At 41.7% G+C, this 16848-nt stretch carries 16 protein-coding genes; 5 read left to right on the top strand and 11 right to left on the bottom strand.

Translation table 11 applies throughout. The annotated features are described in order from the left end of the window. Nucleotides 1-250: 250 nt before the first annotated feature. From JZ787_RS05305 to JZ787_RS05290, 4 genes are all read right to left on the bottom strand, one after another. On the bottom strand, nucleotides 251-859 hold the full coding sequence (locus JZ787_RS05305) for a hypothetical protein (protein WP_346311833.1): 609 nt from the start codon (nucleotides 857-859) through the stop codon (nucleotides 251-253). 296 nt (nucleotides 860-1155) lie between these two features. After that, nucleotides 1156-2091, bottom strand: coding sequence for an FAD-binding protein (locus tag JZ787_RS05300; protein WP_218288976.1), 936 nt, complete (start codon nucleotides 2089-2091; stop codon nucleotides 1156-1158). A 17-nt stretch (nucleotides 2092-2108) separates the two neighbouring features. Beyond that, nucleotides 2109-2861, bottom strand: a complete 753-nt coding sequence (locus tag JZ787_RS05295; protein WP_005400499.1) for an electron transfer flavoprotein subunit beta/FixA family protein — start codon at nucleotides 2859-2861, stop codon at nucleotides 2109-2111. A gap of 481 nt (nucleotides 2862-3342) precedes the next feature. Further along, complete coding sequence (locus JZ787_RS05290) at nucleotides 3343-3948, bottom strand: LysE family translocator (protein WP_078425376.1); 606 nt, start codon at nucleotides 3946-3948, stop codon at nucleotides 3343-3345. Nucleotides 3949-4062: 114 nt separating this feature from the next. Between JZ787_RS05290 and JZ787_RS05285 the strand changes: the two genes are divergently transcribed. Beyond that, nucleotides 4063-4557 (top strand): Lrp/AsnC family transcriptional regulator, encoded by a 495-nt coding sequence (locus tag JZ787_RS05285; RefSeq protein WP_004695793.1) that lies wholly within the window; start codon nucleotides 4063-4065, stop codon nucleotides 4555-4557. Then, complete coding sequence (locus JZ787_RS05280) at nucleotides 4557-5162, top strand: GNAT family N-acetyltransferase (RefSeq protein WP_346311832.1); 606 nt, start codon at nucleotides 4557-4559, stop codon at nucleotides 5160-5162. Before JZ787_RS05285 ends, JZ787_RS05280 begins: the two co-directional genes overlap by 1 nt. On the opposite strand, the gene JZ787_RS05275 is transcribed toward JZ787_RS05280, so the two are convergent. From JZ787_RS05275 to JZ787_RS05250, 6 genes are all read right to left on the bottom strand, one after another. Then, nucleotides 5089-5487 carry a hypothetical protein gene (locus JZ787_RS05275; RefSeq protein ID WP_201952020.1) on the bottom strand — a complete coding sequence of 133 codons (399 nt, stop codon included), beginning with the start codon at nucleotides 5485-5487 and terminating at the stop codon, nucleotides 5089-5091. The genes JZ787_RS05280 and JZ787_RS05275 overlap by 74 nt on opposite strands. Nucleotides 5488-5809: 322 nt before the next feature. Further along, nucleotides 5810-6721 carry a tyrosine recombinase XerC gene (locus tag JZ787_RS05270; protein ID WP_346311912.1) on the bottom strand — a complete coding sequence of 304 codons (912 nt, stop codon included), beginning with the start codon at nucleotides 6719-6721 and terminating at the stop codon, nucleotides 5810-5812. Between the two features lie 154 nt (nucleotides 6722-6875). Further along, on the bottom strand, nucleotides 6876-7721 hold the full coding sequence (gene dapF, locus JZ787_RS05265) for a diaminopimelate epimerase (protein ID WP_218288979.1): 846 nt from the start codon (nucleotides 7719-7721) through the stop codon (nucleotides 6876-6878). Nucleotides 7722-7727: 6 nt separating this feature from the next. After that, entirely contained in the window at nucleotides 7728-8978 is a 1251-nt protein-coding gene (gene lysA / locus JZ787_RS05260) for a diaminopimelate decarboxylase (RefSeq protein WP_004982575.1), read from the bottom strand. Between the two features lie 32 nt (nucleotides 8979-9010). After that, on the bottom strand, nucleotides 9011-9235 hold the full coding sequence (locus JZ787_RS05255; protein ID WP_346311831.1) for a hypothetical protein: 225 nt from the start codon (nucleotides 9233-9235) through the stop codon (nucleotides 9011-9013). Nucleotides 9236-9368: 133 nt separating this feature from the next. Further along, a complete protein-coding gene (locus JZ787_RS05250; protein WP_004695775.1) occupies nucleotides 9369-10772 on the bottom strand; it encodes an amino acid permease in 1404 nt (467 codons plus the stop codon). A 331-nt stretch (nucleotides 10773-11103) separates the two neighbouring features. Between JZ787_RS05250 and JZ787_RS05245 the strand changes: the two genes are divergently transcribed. From JZ787_RS05245 to JZ787_RS05235, 3 genes are all read left to right on the top strand, one after another. Next, on the top strand, nucleotides 11104-12465 hold the full coding sequence (locus tag JZ787_RS05245) for a sodium:alanine symporter family protein (protein ID WP_004695773.1): 1362 nt from the start codon (nucleotides 11104-11106) through the stop codon (nucleotides 12463-12465). A gap of 143 nt (nucleotides 12466-12608) precedes the next feature. Next, complete coding sequence (gene radA, locus JZ787_RS05240) at nucleotides 12609-14000, top strand: DNA repair protein RadA (RefSeq protein WP_004695771.1); 1392 nt, start codon at nucleotides 12609-12611, stop codon at nucleotides 13998-14000. Nucleotides 14001-14118: 118 nt separating this feature from the next. Continuing rightward, entirely contained in the window at nucleotides 14119-15081 is a 963-nt protein-coding gene (locus JZ787_RS05235) for a TIM44-like domain-containing protein (protein ID WP_218288981.1), read from the top strand. A 492-nt stretch (nucleotides 15082-15573) separates the two neighbouring features. Here the strand turns inward: JZ787_RS05235 and JZ787_RS05230 are convergent, their stop codons facing one another. Continuing rightward, nucleotides 15574-16752, bottom strand: coding sequence for a trypsin-like peptidase domain-containing protein (locus JZ787_RS05230; protein WP_218288982.1), 1179 nt, complete (start codon nucleotides 16750-16752; stop codon nucleotides 15574-15576). Between the last annotated feature and the right edge of the window lie 96 nt (nucleotides 16753-16848).

Below are 16848 nucleotides of genomic sequence, written 5' to 3'. Positions count from 1 at the left end.
GCAAAATTATTAGTTCAAAATACTGAACTAAAAACTGAAATATAGCCGCAAATTATAGCATAAACACTCTGATTTTTGTGTCACGTCACCACAGTTAATCTCGTTAATTTTCTTTAATTTAGGGGTTATTTTTTACACATGTATAGGATGTACATTTACAGCTCCATCACATTCCCTATTAACGTTGCGTAAAATGCAAAAAAGCCCTCATTTTTGAGAGCTTTAAGCCATGTCTTGCCTATCTTTGGACTTACTGATCGATCTCTTGCTTATCGCGCCGCATAATATGAAATGCCACCATAAACAAGCCCAATATTAAAGGAAACTCATATAGCTCCTCCATAAGGTCTTTATATGCAATCTGATGTAAGAAAATTCCACCATAAATGCGACTGTGTTCAATGCCGTCAGAAATAATCAAACCCAACACCGTGAGCAGCATTGCCCAAGCAGGAATCGTCATACTCTTCATTTTTATCGCAATCTCATCGCGCACTGGTTTAACCAATAACATAAATACGACTGAACCAATCAAAACCACCGAGATGCCACGAAAATATACTTTTGGGACTTCAGGGAAATAGTCTCTACCCCAACTGGTGCTACGCCCAAATAAAAGCAACCACCACAGTACAGCCCAGATCCAAAAATACTTTTTACTCTCAGGCAGACGCATTGGTTGCATGTAAAAATAGCTAAATACAGCAAATATCAATAAAAGTAACGCTTGAATATTTTCCACGCCGCGTACAACAGCACCACCTAAAAGTGGAAACTGTAGATCAGCTAAAAATGGAAAAATTAAACACAGAACAGCAAGGATCAGAACAGACCAAGATACGCGAGTATCAATCAGCAAGATTACAACTCCCAACTTAACAAAAAAAGTTTTATGTAAGTTAAGCTTAAAAATGGATGGCAAATAGTATCATAAATCTGAATATTCAGATGCACACTCAACTTAAGAAATGCTTAAATTTTTATTATTATTTGCAGAATACAAGGACTTAAAATAACAAAATAAATATCAAGTGATTTTGATTTTTTATAATATTGAGATTGATTTACGCACATAAAAAAACGCTCCTGCACATCACAGCTAAGCATTGCTTAAACTGCTTGCACAAAAGCGTTTTTTTGAAACGTTGTCAGGAATTAGATTTTAGCTACTAACTCTGGAACAACGGTATTCAAATCACCTACTAACCAGTAATCTGCTACTGCATTGATCGGTGCTTCTTCGTCTTTGTTGATCGCAACGATCACTTTAGAGTCTTTCATACCTGCTAAGTGCTGGATCGCACCAGAGATACCTACAGCGATATACAGATCAGGCGCAACAATTTTACCTGTTTGACCGACTTGCATGTCGTTTGGAACGAAACCAGCGTCAACCGCAGCACGTGATGCACCTTGAGCAGCGCCCAATTTATCAGCCAATGGATCAAGAACAGTATGATAGTTATCACCTGAACCCACACCACGACCACCTGAAACCACGATACGCGCAGCAGTTAATTCTGGGCGTTCAGATTTTACGATCTCTTCAGCAATAAACTTAGAGATACCAGCATCTTTTGCTTCGCTTACAGCTTCAACCGCAGCAGAACCACCTTCAGCAGCGACAGGGTCAAATGCTGTACCACGTACAGTACCAACAATGATTGCTTCATCAGACTGAACTGTTGCAATCGCGTTACCTGCATAGATTGGACGCTTGAACGTATTTGCAGATTCAACAGCAATGATGTCTGTAATCATGCTGACATCAAGAAGAGCAGCCACACGTGGAAGAATATTCTTACCCGTTGTAGTTGATGCAGCCAATACGTGTTTGAAACCACCTTTAGCAATATCTGCAACCAAAGCTGCAACGTTTTCAGCCAATTGGTTTGCATAAACTGCGTTGTCAGCAAGTAATACTTTGCTTACACCCGCAACTTTTGCAGCAGCATCAGCAACAGCTTGAGCGCCAGAACCAGCAACTAATACAGTGATATCACCACCGATTTTTTGAGCTGCAGCAACAACGTTTAAAGTTGCACCATTTAGTGCTTTGTTGTCGTGCTCAGCGATAACTAAAATACTCATGATTTTATCCTTCTGTATTAGATCACTTTCGCTTCATTTTTTAGTTTTTCTACAAGTTCGTCTACAGACTTCACTTGTACGCCAGCTTTACGTTCAGCAGGCGCTTCAACTTTAACTGTTTTAAGTTTAGTTGTTGTAGAAACACCAAAATCAGCAGGAGACTTCGTATCCAGCGGTTTTTTACGCGCTTTCATGATGTTTGGAAGAGCAGCATAACGTGGCTCGTTCAAACGTAAGTCAGTGGTGATGATCGCTGGAAGTGCAAGTTCAACAGTTTGTAAACCACCGTCGATTTCACGAGTTACTTGTACTTTGTCGCCATCAACTTTAACTTCAGAAGCAAAAGTACCTTGACCTGCACCTAGAAGCGCACCAAGCATTTGGCCGACTTGGTTAGAGTCATCATCAATTGCTTGCTTACCAAGAAGAATCAACTGAGGTTGTTCAGCGTCAACAACGCCTTTCAACACTTTCGCAATTTCTAAAGCACCCAGTTGGCTGTCATCAGCTTCAACCAAGATACCGCGGTCAGCACCAAGCGCCATTGCAGAACGGATTTGCTCTTGCGCTTCTTTAGGACCAATAGAAACAACGATGATTTCTGAAACAGTTCCTTTTTCTTTTAAGCGAACCGCTTCTTCCACTGCGATTTCACAGAATGGGTTAATTGACATTTTAACGTTGGTTAAGTCAACACCACTGTTGTCCGGCTTAACGCGAACTTTAACGTTGGCATCAACCACACGTTTTACAGCAACAAGAGCCTTCATGTAATCCTCGGCTGTTTTAGCAAATGTAAATGTTGAGAAAAGTTAGTTTAACTCTTCACTTAAATTTTTTTAGGTGCCCTATCTTGCAATGTGTACGGCATTTCGGTCAAGTCACAATTCACCAAAGAGCTGTAAAAATGCGTAAATTTAGCTGAACGACGCGTTCATACTTTTTTGTACGCACTATATTTGCACAAAATCGCACTCAGATTAAGTTATGATTTTTATTATATTTTTATCTGATTTACATTATTCAAAGATTTGATTTCTTTTCTCTAATATTCACCATGAAATAGATGATTGACTGTCTGTTCACATCTTTATCAGGCTTCACAAATCTGTCATTTAAGATAGATCACGCAGCCTTAGATTCAAATACTCATTATTCTAGACATACGATGACACAATATTGCTGCTTTATTAGGCGATCTGAAAAACTTCCTCAAAAAAAAGCATGTCATTCTGACATGCTTCTCTCAGTTTAATTCGCAATCAGCCATGTCGCGGCCAATGCCAGCAGACCACCTGAAGTACCATCAATCCATTTTTGCTTACGTTCATCTATTGGGGACTTCTGTGTCAGTTTTGCAAAAACCAGACTCAAACTACAGTAGACCACAAAAATCATCGCGATAAAGAGTAAAGATAAAATCAAACCTTGACTGACAGTGTTGGCAGATTTATCGATAAATTGCGGCAAGATTGCAAAATAGATAAGCATACCTTTAGGATTTAATAGTGCGGTAAAAAAGCCTTTTTTGATCGGGTTATTTTCCGTTTTTCGGTCTAGTTGCAATTTTTTAGTGCTAAAAACCGACTTTAATAAACCAAAGGCCAAATACAACAAATAGGCAATACCCAGCCAGCGGATGGTTTCAAACAAAAGTGGGAAAGACACAATAATGGCAGCAATACCCAAAGCCACTAAAATTGAATGTAGTAAATAGCCTGTACATACGCCGATAGTCGCCATCATGCCTGCTTTTGCATCTTTGCCCATAACTTGAGACAGAATAAATAACATATCTGGCCCAGGTGTAAAAATCAGCGGCAGCACGGTCAGTGCAAAGAGTACATATACAGACATTTCCTTTCCCCTTTCATCCATTAGAAAGTGAAAATTAGTATGTGCGAAATAACACAAAATTGGCTTTCAATTTATTCTATAATAAAACGTATTTTTCAAATTATATTCTAAGATATGAAACAATCACCAAAGTCTGTGCGCATAAAACTTGACCGTATAGATAAAAATATCATTCGCCACTTACAAGACAATGGCCGCATTCAAAATAATGACTTAGCACGAGAAATCGGTCTATCACCGTCTTCATGCCTAAGACGCGTCAAACTATTAGAAGAAGCAGGTGTTATTCAAAATTATACCACAGTGGTCGATCCACAAAAAATTGGCCTTCAACTGATTCTGTTCTCGCGTATTTGGCTGGTCGGTCAAGATGCCGAAACCATCGACACCTTTATTGAAGCCATGAAAGAGCTCCCTCAAGTCATGGAATGCTACATTATTTTAGGGGAATGCGATGCAATGCTGAAAGTTGTAGTACCTGATTTAGAAAGCTATCGTGAGTTCCAATCCACGCATTTGACCAAAAAGAATGGCATTACCAGTGTCAAAACAGACTTGCCAAGTCAAATCATTAAACAAAGTTTCCAACTCCCGCTTGATGAAATCTAATGTCAGCGCATTTAAATTTTGCGATAGAAACGGCGCGTTTACGTCTAAGAGCTTGGCGCGCAGATGACTTTCCTGCATTTGCGCAGTTAAATGCCGATGCTCAAGTGATGCGTTATTTTCCTCATCCACTCGCGCAAACAGAAAGTGATGCCCTTGCGCAAACGTTTCAGCAATTCATCAATCAAAATGGTTGGGGCTTTTGGGCAGTCGAACTGAAGCATAGTCAGGAGTTCATTGGATTTACAGGCTTACATGCTCAACCTGAGTGCTTTGATTTTTCACCCTGTGTCGAAATTGGTTGGCGATTGGACTCGAAGTTTTGGCATCAGGGTTATGCCACAGAAGCTGCACAGGCTTGTCTATATTTTGCTTTTTCGGTTTTAAAACTAGATGAAGTTGTTGCTTTTACCGCAGTTCAAAATAGGGCTTCTGAAGCGGTAATGAAACGTCTCGGCATGCAACATCGTGGCTATTTTAATCATCCTAAACTCGATCAAAATAGCCCACTGCTTCGACATACACTCTATGCTCTTAAGCCAACTGACTTTCTAAAAAATCACGATGAATATGACTTAAATCAATCAATTCATATTGTCCAAGATTAAAAATTTTCCAGACTTCAAGAAAGTCATCTTTCAAATCAATGCTATTTGAGGGCTGTGCAGTCGCTTGCCACTGTAAATCGGAAATCCATAAATAGTATTGCCCAGTCTCTGCATTCAAAGCCTGAACTTTACCTGCTGCATTGACGCCTTGAACAAATGCATTTTCAGGCAGTACAGGTTCAATATTGGCTAAACTAATTTCAACAAAGTGTTTGACCTGACGCAAACCATAGCCCGCAAAAATGTCTTTTTGCGCGGAGCTGAGTTGATCATACTTTGCTTGTATATCTGAAATCATATACTGACCTATTTTCACATTTGTCATCTTTAATATAAGCTTAAATCTACCGTTTCATTAAACTGGAATATTCAGCCCATCCTCTTTTAATTTTATACTCTATTTTTTGCCGATTTATTATTCTACAAAAGTTCATAATCACACTTTTTCTAACAAAAGTGAGCGACCATTGCTACTTATTGATCAAGTTGATTCAAGCAAGAATAATGCCGAATTTCACAGCCCCCTAGCGCTTTCATAGATATCCGCCAATGTGTTTACGCCGTTTGTTCTGACCTTTGGCATTTAACCTAAAACACAGCGCTATAGTGCATGCATTATGTGACACTATTTTTAAAGCATGAATGAACTAAGTTTTCACCTTTTGCTGTGCTCGTGGATGTGTCTGATCATACACTTGAGCCAGCCTGTCAAAATCGACATGGGTATAAATTTGGGTGGTACTTAAGTTACTGTGACCTAACATTTCCTGCACTGCTCGCAAATCACCACTGTTTGACAGCATGTGACTAGCAAAACAATGGCGTAGTAAATGCGGATGCAGATCAATATTTACGCCTGCACGCTGTGCTTGAAACTTGACCCGATTTTCAATCTGGCGCATCCCCAAAGGATTGCCCTTTTGAGTAATAAAAACTTGTGCATCGGGAACAAAATCACCATTCCATAGCGGGTAAATGCTCAGCCATTTCATTACTGCATCTTTGGCTTTAGAACCAAAAGGCACAACCCGAGTTTTATTGCCCTTACCTGTAATACGCAGTAATTGTCGGTTAAAGTCGATATCTTTAATTCTTAAGCCTTGCACTTCCGCTAAGCGTAATCCACTGGCATAAAGCAGCTCTAGCAAAGCTTTGTCTCGATACCACATTTGCTGTTCGACTTCTTTCTCAGGCAAGGCCTGATCCAAAATTTGATTGATGGTTTCAATGTCCACTAGCCCTGGTAAAGGGCGAGGTTTACGTTTGAGTTGAAAGTCATCGGCAGGATTAAAAGCCAAATGTTGCCCCTGCTCAGCCCATTTCATAAACTGACGAATAGAAGATAACATCCGCTGTAAACTACTGGAGCTCAACTGTTGATGTTCAACTTTTTGTGCAATAAATTCGCGTAAATCAGTGGCTTCAACATCACCCAACTCAAGTTTTTTCTGTTTGCAAAATAGCAAAAAATCAGACACATCTCGTTCATAAGCCTGCAAAGTACGGGCAGACTGATTTTGTATTTCTCGTTGTTTTAACCACATCGCGAGCAGTTGCATAGGCTCAAAAGTCACAAGTCAGCCTCTATAGTTCTATTCTGTGGAAGATTGATTTTCTTTTGCATAGTAGCACTGTCTCAGCTCTTTATATGCCTATGTACATTTTTCATAAAAAAAGCACTGATGAATCAGTGCTTCTTGTGTGACGCTAAACTTAGTTTTGATAGTAACTCAGATCGATACGTCCTTCGTAGACATTTGAGGTTGGTCCCGTCATCCAAACCACATCACCTTCACGCCATTCAATATGCAACTTACCACCTGCGAGCTCAATCTCAACAGATGAATCGAGTAAACCACGGCGCATACCTGAAATCGCAGCCGCACAAGCTCCTGTTCCACAGGCCAAGGTTTCGCCTACACCCCGTTCAAACACACGTAAGCGCGCATGCTTTTCATCAATGATTTGCATAAACCCAGCATTCACACGCTGCGGAAAACGCTCATGCGATTCAACCTGAGGCCCTAGACGTGCAACATCAGCTGTGATCACGTCGGGAACGATGGTAACTGCATGAGGGTTACCCATATTCACCACATCAATGGTCAAGTGCTCATTGTTCGCCAAAGCAATGTCATACAATGCTTCAGGAGCATCCGCAATAAATGGAATTTCCTGCGGCAAGAATTTTGGATAACCCATATTCACGCGTACCCAGCCATTTTGACCAAGTTCGGGTTCTACAATTCCAGCCTTGGTTTGTACTTTAATCTTGGTCTTTGTAGTGAGCTGACGCTCATGTACAAAACGCGCAAAGCAGCGCACGCCATTACCACATTGTTCAACTTCAGAACCATCGGCATTGAAAATTCGGTATTTGAAATCGACATTAGGTAAATCAGGTGGCTCAACTATCAACAACTGATCAAAACCAATGCCGAAATGGCGATCCGCCAATCGCTGAATCGTGACAGTATCAAGGAATGCTCTTTGGCTGATTAAATCAACCACCATAAAGTCATTGCCTAGACCATGCATTTTGGTAAATTCTAATAACATCTTGAATTATCCTTCAGGCAATAAACGTTCTTTGTCCCAAAGCGACTCAATGGTTTCACGCTCACGAATCAAATGTGCGTTTTCACCATCCACCATTACTTCAGCGGCACGACCGCGACTGTTGTAATTTGAACTCATGACAAAACCATAAGCGCCAGCACCCAATACCGCCAGTACGTCATTTTCTTTGAGTGCAAGCACACGCTCTTTACCCAAGAAATCACCTGTTTCACAAATCGCACCAACCACATCCCACTCTTTTGCCTCGACATCTGAACGCGGTGTAACGGGCTGAATATCCATCCATGCTTCATACAGTGCAGGACGAATCAAATCGTTCATGGCTGCGTCAATAATCGCAAAGTTACGGTGAATAGTCGGTTTGAGTAAATCTACTTTGGTCAGGAGTACTCCTGCATTTGCCGAAATACTGCGTCCCGGTTCCATATACACTTTCAAACCCAATTTTTCTAAAGCGGGCTTCATTGCATTGGCATATTCAAAAACGGTAGGCGGTACTTCATCTTTATAGGTCACGCCTAAACCACCACCAATGTCGATGTGTTTCAGCTGAATACCCATGGTTTTAAGCTGATCGATCATCACAATCACGCGATCTAGCGCATCCACAAAAGGCTGTGTTTCAGTCAGCTGTGAACCAATATGACAGTCAATACCAATAATGTCTAAATTCGGCAGCGTTGCAGCATATTGATAGGTTTCAAACACCGTATCTGAAGGAATCCCAAATTTATTTTCTTTTAAGCCTGTTGAAATATAAGGATGCGTTTTCGCATCTACATCTGGATTGACGCGCAATGAAATGGGTGCTTTTTTGCCGAGCTTCGCTGCAACTTTTTGAATCCGATCTAGCTCTGCATGAGACTCTACATTGAAGCATGCAATACCCACTTCTAATGCTTTTTGAACATCAATCTCAGTTTTACCTAAACCCGAAAAGACAATTTTAGAAGCATCGCCACCCGCTTTTAGTACACGAGCCAATTCTCCGCCGGTCACAATATCAAAACCCGCACCGAGCTTTGCAAGGACATTCAATACCGCAATGTTTGAGTTTGACTTAACCGCAAAACAAATTTGATGATCGATAAAGTCAAAAGCACGATCCATCTCTGTAAAGTGTTTTTCAAAAGTCGCTTTTGAATAAACATACAGTGGTGTACCAAATTGCTGCGCAAGCTGTTGCAGCGAGCATTGCTCAGCGTGCAAAACCCCATGATTGCGGGTAAAACTCATGAATGTATCCTTTCTATGAAGCGTTTAAGGTATTAAGGCTGATTGGTTTCAACTGAAGGTGCAGCAAATTCTTGCTTCACGGGCGCTGTATCTTCCTTTTGTTCAGACGGCTTAGTTGCTGCGTCTTTATAAAGCAAATATTTCGCTCGCTTGTCGTAGTTTGGATCATTTGGCATATGTAATGTACCAGACTGACCACAACCGACGAATGCAGTACTCATCACCAAGACACTGATGCAGCAAATGACAGAACGCATCTGATCACCTATTTGATATTTTGAAGAAGTATAACCTGATCAACATACATGACCAAACCACTAAGCGCTAAAGATTATAGTGAGTTAAAAAAAAACGCCAGTTAAAGACTGGCGTTTTTCTCAATCGTATCGATTATTTATGTTTCGGTTTGTAGAAACCAAAATAACCAATAATCAAAATGATGAACCAAATTGGACTCACCATTAAAGCTTTCATGGTATCGGCTTCTAGTGATAACACATAGATCACACCAATAAAGAAAACAATCACAAACCAACAGGTAAACAGACCACCCGGTAGTTTAAAGGTCGATTTTGCATGTAACTCTGGACGTGTTTTGTAATACACAATGTAGCTCCAGATAATCATAATCCAGACACAGATAAACAAAATCGTCGACAGTGTAGTTGCTAAAGTAAAGGCTTCAACAGTATTTGGTACAAAGTACTGTAGTGCAGCACCTAACAGTAAACAAATGGCTGAAAAGTACAATGCATTTGCAGGAACAGCACGCTTGTTTAAGTGACCAAATGCTTTTGGCCCTTGATCTTCACGAGACAAACCAAACAACATACGCGACGTTGAAAACACACCACTGTTCATTGATGACATCACAGAAGATAACACCACCAAGTTCATGATAATTGCTGCTGCTGCAATACCCGCTTGACTAAACAAGTTCACAAAAGGCGAAACCGCAGGATCAATCACGTTCCATGGTGTCACTGACATCACAATCACTAAAGACAACACATAGAAAACAATGATACGAATTGGAATCGAGTTCACTGCTTTTGGCAAATTCTTTTCTGGGTCTTTGGTTTCAGCAGCCGTGGTACCGACCAGCTCTACACCTACAAAGGCAAAGATCGCAATTTGGAAACCCGCAAGGAAGCCCGTCACGCCTGTTGGGAACATTCCTCCATGTGACCAAAGATGACTAAATGATGCAATTTCACCCGTGGTTGAAGTAAACCCTGTAAAGATCATCCATAAACCAACGGCAATCAACACCACAATGGCAATAATCTTAATCAGTGCAAACCAGAACTCTAGCTCACCAAACAGTTTCACCGTGACCAAGTTCAAGCCCATGATGAACACAATGGCCGCGACACTGATCATCACCCCTTCCCCAGGTGTGAACGGCATCCCTCCATTAAAGAACTGAAGGTAATAAATAATGGCTGATAAGTCCGCGATACCAATCGTGATCCAACATAACCAATAGGTCCAACCAACGAAATAGCCTGCCCACGGTCCGATCAAATCGGTAGAGAAATCGATAAACGATTTATACTTTAAGTTAGACAGCAGTAATTCGCCAAGCGCGCGCATGACCAAAAACACCATAAAACCAATAATCATGTAAATGATTAAAATAGATGGTCCAGCGAGACTAATCGTCTTCCCCGACCCCATAAATAAACCTGTACCAATCGCACCGCCAATCGCAATGAGTTGTAAATGGCGGTTGGATAAACTCCGTTTTAAATCACCTTGTTCAGAGGTCGATTCTGTGTTTTCTAAACTCATTCTTGATGTCATCTTTTATTTCCAGTCGCCAAAATTACCCGAAAAGAACAAAAAAATAAAAATAAAATTGTATTAATCTATATTTTCAACATCTTTTGAAAAGTTAATTAATTTTTCTTATATTTAATACGACAAAGGACACGTAAAAGTTCCTGTTGAAAAAATCAGCAAAACACTTGTCAAAAATAAATTTCCGTGTAACAAATACAACAAGACTAAAAATCAATAAAAAATCGTGCAGGAAGCATGACTGTGGCATATCAATTGCTTAATAAAACTCAAAATTTTTCTAGAAATTTCAAGTTTTAAAACATAGAGGACTAAAAGAAAAATGAATACACAAAGTTTACAAACTTTTATGGAAACCATCAGTGGTTGGGTCTGGGGACCCTATATGTTGGTCCTCATTGTCGGAACAGGGATATTCCTCACATTACGCTTGTTCTTCTGGCAAATCCGCATGTTGCCTCTGGCCTTTAAACAAGTATTTGGCAAACATGACCAAGCACATTCTCATGCAGGAGATATCTCCCACTTTGCATCCCTCATGACGGCACTCTCTGCCACCATTGGTACGGGTAATATCGCCGGTGTTGCAACCGCTTGTGTCCTTGGTGGCCCAGGTGCGGTGTTTTGGATGTGGATGACAGCCCTGTTCGGTATGGCAACCAAATATGGGGAAGGCGTACTGGCAGTTAAATATCGAATCAAAAATGAAAAAGGTGAAATGTCTGGCGGTCCAATGTACTACATTGAACGCGGTCTAAAATGGAAATGGTTGGCACTAATTTTTGCACTATTTGGCACTCTGGCGTCTTTTGGGATTGGCAGTTCAGTACAATCCAATACAGTTGCGCTCGCTGTTGAAAACAGTACGGGAGTTGCAACATGGATCACAGGTATCGTTATTACGGTATTTTCTGCTTTGGTTATTTTAGGCGGGATTAAATCTATTTCTAAAGCCGCTTCTTTCATCGTACCGATTATGGCGATTGGCTATGTCCTCGGTGGCCTCATTATTATCTTCAACCATCTTGAACTCGTCATGCCTGCACTTGAACTGATCTTCCGTGATGCCTTTACGGGTGAAGCTGTAGCAGGTGGCGCAATTGGTGCTGTCATTCGTTACGGTGTCGCTCGTGGCGTCTTCTCAAATGAAGCAGGCATGGGTTCAGCACCCATTGCTGCCGCTGCTGCAAAAACCGACCACCCTGCACGTCAAGGCTTAGTCTCAATGACAGGTACGTTTATCGATACCATTATCGTCTGTAGTATTACAGGGATCGTTTTGGTTATGGGCTTTATTATGGCGGGCAATAGTTTTGGTGGCGAAACAGGCGCGGTATTAACTACCCATACTTTTAACCAATTACTGCCGGGTGTCGGAGGCTGGATCGTGACTTTTGGTATTGTGTTCTTCGCTTACTCCACCATTTTAGGTTGGTGCTATTACGGCGAAAAATGCTGTACTTATTTACTCGGTGAAAAGTATGTGCTGTTGTACCGTCTCATTTACATCGCATCAGTCTTTATTGGTTGCGTGGCATCTCTTGATTTAGTCTGGCTATTTGCCGATACCTTTAATGGTTTAATGGCGGTTCCAAACTTAATTGCCTTGTTATTGCTGTCGACGGTGATTGTGAAAGAGTCACGTGATTTTGTCGAAAAGCGTAAATCAGGTGAGTTGTACTAAGGTTATTTTCAAAGCAAATTTTTAAAATCTTCAATAGTTAAGCCACCTTCGGGTGGCTTTTTGATTCAGAGCATTCATTTCAAATCCAATCCTCTGTATGCTGTTGAACCATCGAATACTCCAAATAGTGCATCAAATAAAGCATGGCAAAAGCAAAAAGTGTTTACCGCTGTGAACAATGTGGCGCTGACCATTCAAAATGGGCGGGCCAATGTTCTGAATGTGGAGAATGGAATAGTCTAGTTGAAGTCAATATTGCACCAGCAGTCACACATCGTGCACAGCCCAAAATGGGTGGCGGCTATGCAGGTCAAGCTGCTGCTATTAGCACCTTAAATCAAATTTCAGTTTCACATGAGACTCGATTGGCTACAGGAATTGGTGAGTTTGATCGTGTGCTTGGCGGTGGTCTCGTCACGGGCTCTGTAGTACTGATTGGCGGTGATCCAGGTATCGGGAAATCGACCATTTTATTGCAAACGGCAACGCATATGGCCGCGGCCAACAGTGCGGCATTGTATGTCACAGGTGAAGAGTCACTCTCTCAAGTGGCCTTACGTGCAAATCGTCTTGATCTGCCCACAGATAAACTCAAAGTCATGGCAGAAACCTGTGTCGAGCGGATATGTGAAATGCTTGCCCACGAGCGTCCCGCCGTGGCAATTTTAGATTCCATTCAAACCCTATATACCGAAACACTCCAGTCAGCGCCGGGCGGTGTTTCTCAAATTCGTGAATCTGCAGCTCTACTGACACGTTTTGCTAAAAATAGTGGTACAGCCTTGTTCATTGTCGGACACGTCACCAAAGAAGGTGCACTGGCTGGCCCGCGTGTGCTTGAACATATGGTGGACTGTGTTCTGTACTTTGAAGGTCAGTCCGACTCTCGTTATCGGATGATTCGTGCCGTTAAAAACCGTTTTGGTGCAGTCAATGAACTCGGGGTTTTTGGCATGACCGATAAAGGATTAAGAGAAGTGGCGAATCCTTCAGCCATTTTCCTAAGTCGTTATGATGAAGCCATTGCAGGCTCAATCGTGATGATCAGCCGTGAAGGCACACGTCCTCTGTTGGTTGAGGTTCAAGCTTTGGTTGATGATGCACATGGTCAACCGCGCCGAGTCGCCTTAGGTTTAGAACAAAACCGTTTAAATATGCTCTTGGCGGTAATGCATCGCCATGGTGGCGTGCAAACATCTGGACAAGATGTCTATGTCAACGTTGTCGGTGGTTTAAAAATCACGGAAACAGGCTCTGACTTGGCTGTCTTATTGGCCTGTGCCTCGAGTCTGCGGGGTAAAGCACTACCACAACAATTGGCTGTTTTTGGCGAGGTAGGACTCTCTGGAGAAATTCGCCCAGTCCCCAATGGACAGGAACGCTTAAAAGAAGCTATTAAACATGGTTTTAAATACATTATTCTACCGCGTGGCAACGCACCGCAAAAAGACATTGCAGGGGTGAAGGTAATTGCCGTGGCGCGCTTACATGAGGCACTCACTGAAGCCATGAGCTTAAGCGATGAACTCAACTAAGCTAAATTCCATTCGTTTGGATTTCTCATAAAATAAACACGTTTTTTATTGAAATTTAGGCTGAAAGACTGCATAAAGGTAGAGTTAAAATTTATTTTTTATAGAGTAGGAAAATTTGATGGAAGTTCGACAGCGTGGTTTGATTGCTGGTTTTTTAACAGCGGCTCTTTTAGTTGCACCCTTAGCCGCAGAAGCTAAACGTGCAGGTGGTGGTAAAAGCCACGGCATGAGCCGTCAAGCTGCACCAACTCAGCCTTATCAACAACCTCGTCAAGCAACTCCAGCTCAACAACCTACCGCGCCCGCTACAGCTCCAGCTAAATCTGGTCCAGGCGTCGGTGGTATGGTTGCGGCTGGTGTAGCGGGTGCTGCAATTGGTGCTGTAGCTGCAAATGCATTGGCAGATGATAACTCTGCTTCTCAAGCGCAAGCACAGGAAGAAAAAGGTGGTATTCCGAGCTGGATTTGGATTCTTCTTGCCGCTGCTGTTGCCTTCTTCATTTTCCGTAAAATGGGCGCAAAAAAAAAAGTAGCACCTAATCCATACGCACCAAACAATGGTTCAAATCAAGCACCGTTTGGTCAACAAGCTGCACCACGTACATCAAATGACAACAGCAATATTTTTGGTCAGTCTGTAGGTGGTTCAGCTGCTACACCACAAAACAATACACCTTTTGGCGCTGCCTATACCAATAGTGGTAGTCAGCTGCCAGACGGTACAGAACCCGCTGCTTTCTTACGTATTGCTCGTCAACGTTTCAATCATATTCAGTCGATGAACACGGCAAGTAACATTTCTGAAATTCAGCGTTACTTAACACCTGATCTTTACCAGTCTATGTATCAAGACATTATGGCGAATCAAGATCAAGATGTAGCTGAGTTTTCAAACCTTAATGCGATGGTTGCGGACTCTGCGACAGAAAATGGCCAATACGTGGTTAGCGTACGTTTTACTGGTACAGTAAGTGAAGACCTCAACAGCTTACCGCAACCTTTTGCTGAAGTTTGGCACTTTGTAAAACCTGCGGGTTCTACCCAAGACTGGCTCGTTGCGGGTATCCAACAAGAAGCGTAATTTCCAGATATATAAAAACAGCGACTTCGGTTGCTGTTTTTTTGTGCCCTATAAATCCTCCTGTAGATTCAACCGAGTCATCAGCGCCTCGCTTAAACAAAAACAGCATTCAAAACGATAACAGCAATGGTTTTCCTAAAAGTTAGGCTCAACATTTCCAAATAAGTAAAACCTATCATCTATGTTAAATAAAAAGCGTAATGAGAGGCTGTACAATGCATCCTCAATCACACGCCTTCTTTTAACTTCGACCTATACCTCCACACGAATAAGTTCATCGCGTTATGAATGCTTGATGCCATTGGGCAATATCTAAAAATAAGTGAGCTTTGATTTTCGACTAAAACTGAGATCATCATTTACCAATCTGAGGCATTTAAAATGCACAGGGTTTTTATTGATCATGCTCTGCATTTAATATTCACACTGTAAATCATCTACTCATAAAAAATGCCTCTATAAAGAGGCATTTTTTATTTACGTTTTTTAGTCTTATTCAGGTAATGGAATAAATTGAGAGTCCTGATTTTGCTCTTTTCTTTCCCCAACAACCACAGCAACATCTAAAGGTTTACCTTCGCGCTCAAGTGAAATCTGAATGGTGCTATTTGGCGGTTGTAAAGCCACAAAATTAATCAAATGTGAGGTTGAAGTAATCACTTCATCATTCACTTTCACAATCTTGTCGCCTTTCATTAAACCAGCTTTTGCAGCAGGCCCAGTTTTTAACACGTCTGCAACAACCACACCTGGCCCTTTAGGCTCTAAGATATTGACTTGTTCAACAGGCAATAAACTGATACCTAGCCAACCACGCACCACACGACCATCTTTAAGAATGGAGTTCAGTACTTGTTGGCAAATTCTTGCAGGAATGGCGAAACCAATGCCTAGAGACCCACCTGACTGAGAGAAAATCGCAGTATTAACCCCAATTAAATTACCCGCAACATCAATCAAAGCACCGCCAGAGTTGCCGGGATTAATCGCAGCATCGGTTTGAATGAAGTCTTCATAAGTGTTAATACCTAGGTCAGAGCGCCCTGTAGCAGATATAATACCCTGCGTCACCGTTTGTCCCACACCAAATGGGTTACCAATGGCCAAGACCACATCACCCACTTCGTTGCCACTGAGCTTAAAAGGTAAAACAGGCAGGTTCGCCAGCTCAATTTTAATCACAGCCAAATCAGTATCGGGGTCGGTACCAATCACTTTTGCCACTGCACGACGGCCATCTTGTAATGCCACAACAATTTGATCGGCTTGAGCAATCACATGATTATTCGTCAAAATATAACCATCAGGGCGAACAATCACACCTGAACCCAAACTGTTTTCATTTTTATTTTGGCTAAACTGATCTGGAATTTGATTGCCAAAAAATTCACGGAACGCAGGATCATTGAGTAATGGATGGTCAAGTTGTTTGACTTTTTGCGTGGTAAAAATATTCACTACTGCTGGCGCAGCCACTTTCACGGCGGCACTATAAGAAACCACCCCACCGGTACGCGTGGTGTTAATTAAAGGCTCAACCTTTTCAGCAGGCATCTTAATACCATCCGACGCCACAGGCGCTTTTGGCTTTTGATACTGCTGCCAAGCAAAAAATCCAGCAATGACTAAAATGAGTAATACCCAAGGTAACCAGGAAAAGGTCCTGCGCACGATTTCACCCTCTAAAATGTTTTAATTCATTGATGACTAAGTAATTTATGCCTATTGTAAAGCGAAATTCAAGCCGAAGCACAAAAATAAGCAAGA

This window comes from Acinetobacter sp. BWR-L5 (assembly GCF_039655985.1).
GTDB lineage: Bacteria > Pseudomonadota > Gammaproteobacteria > Pseudomonadales > Moraxellaceae > Acinetobacter > Acinetobacter johnsonii.
The sequence above is the reverse complement of the archived record's forward strand: the minus strand, read 5'-3'. Positions and strand labels throughout refer to the sequence as shown.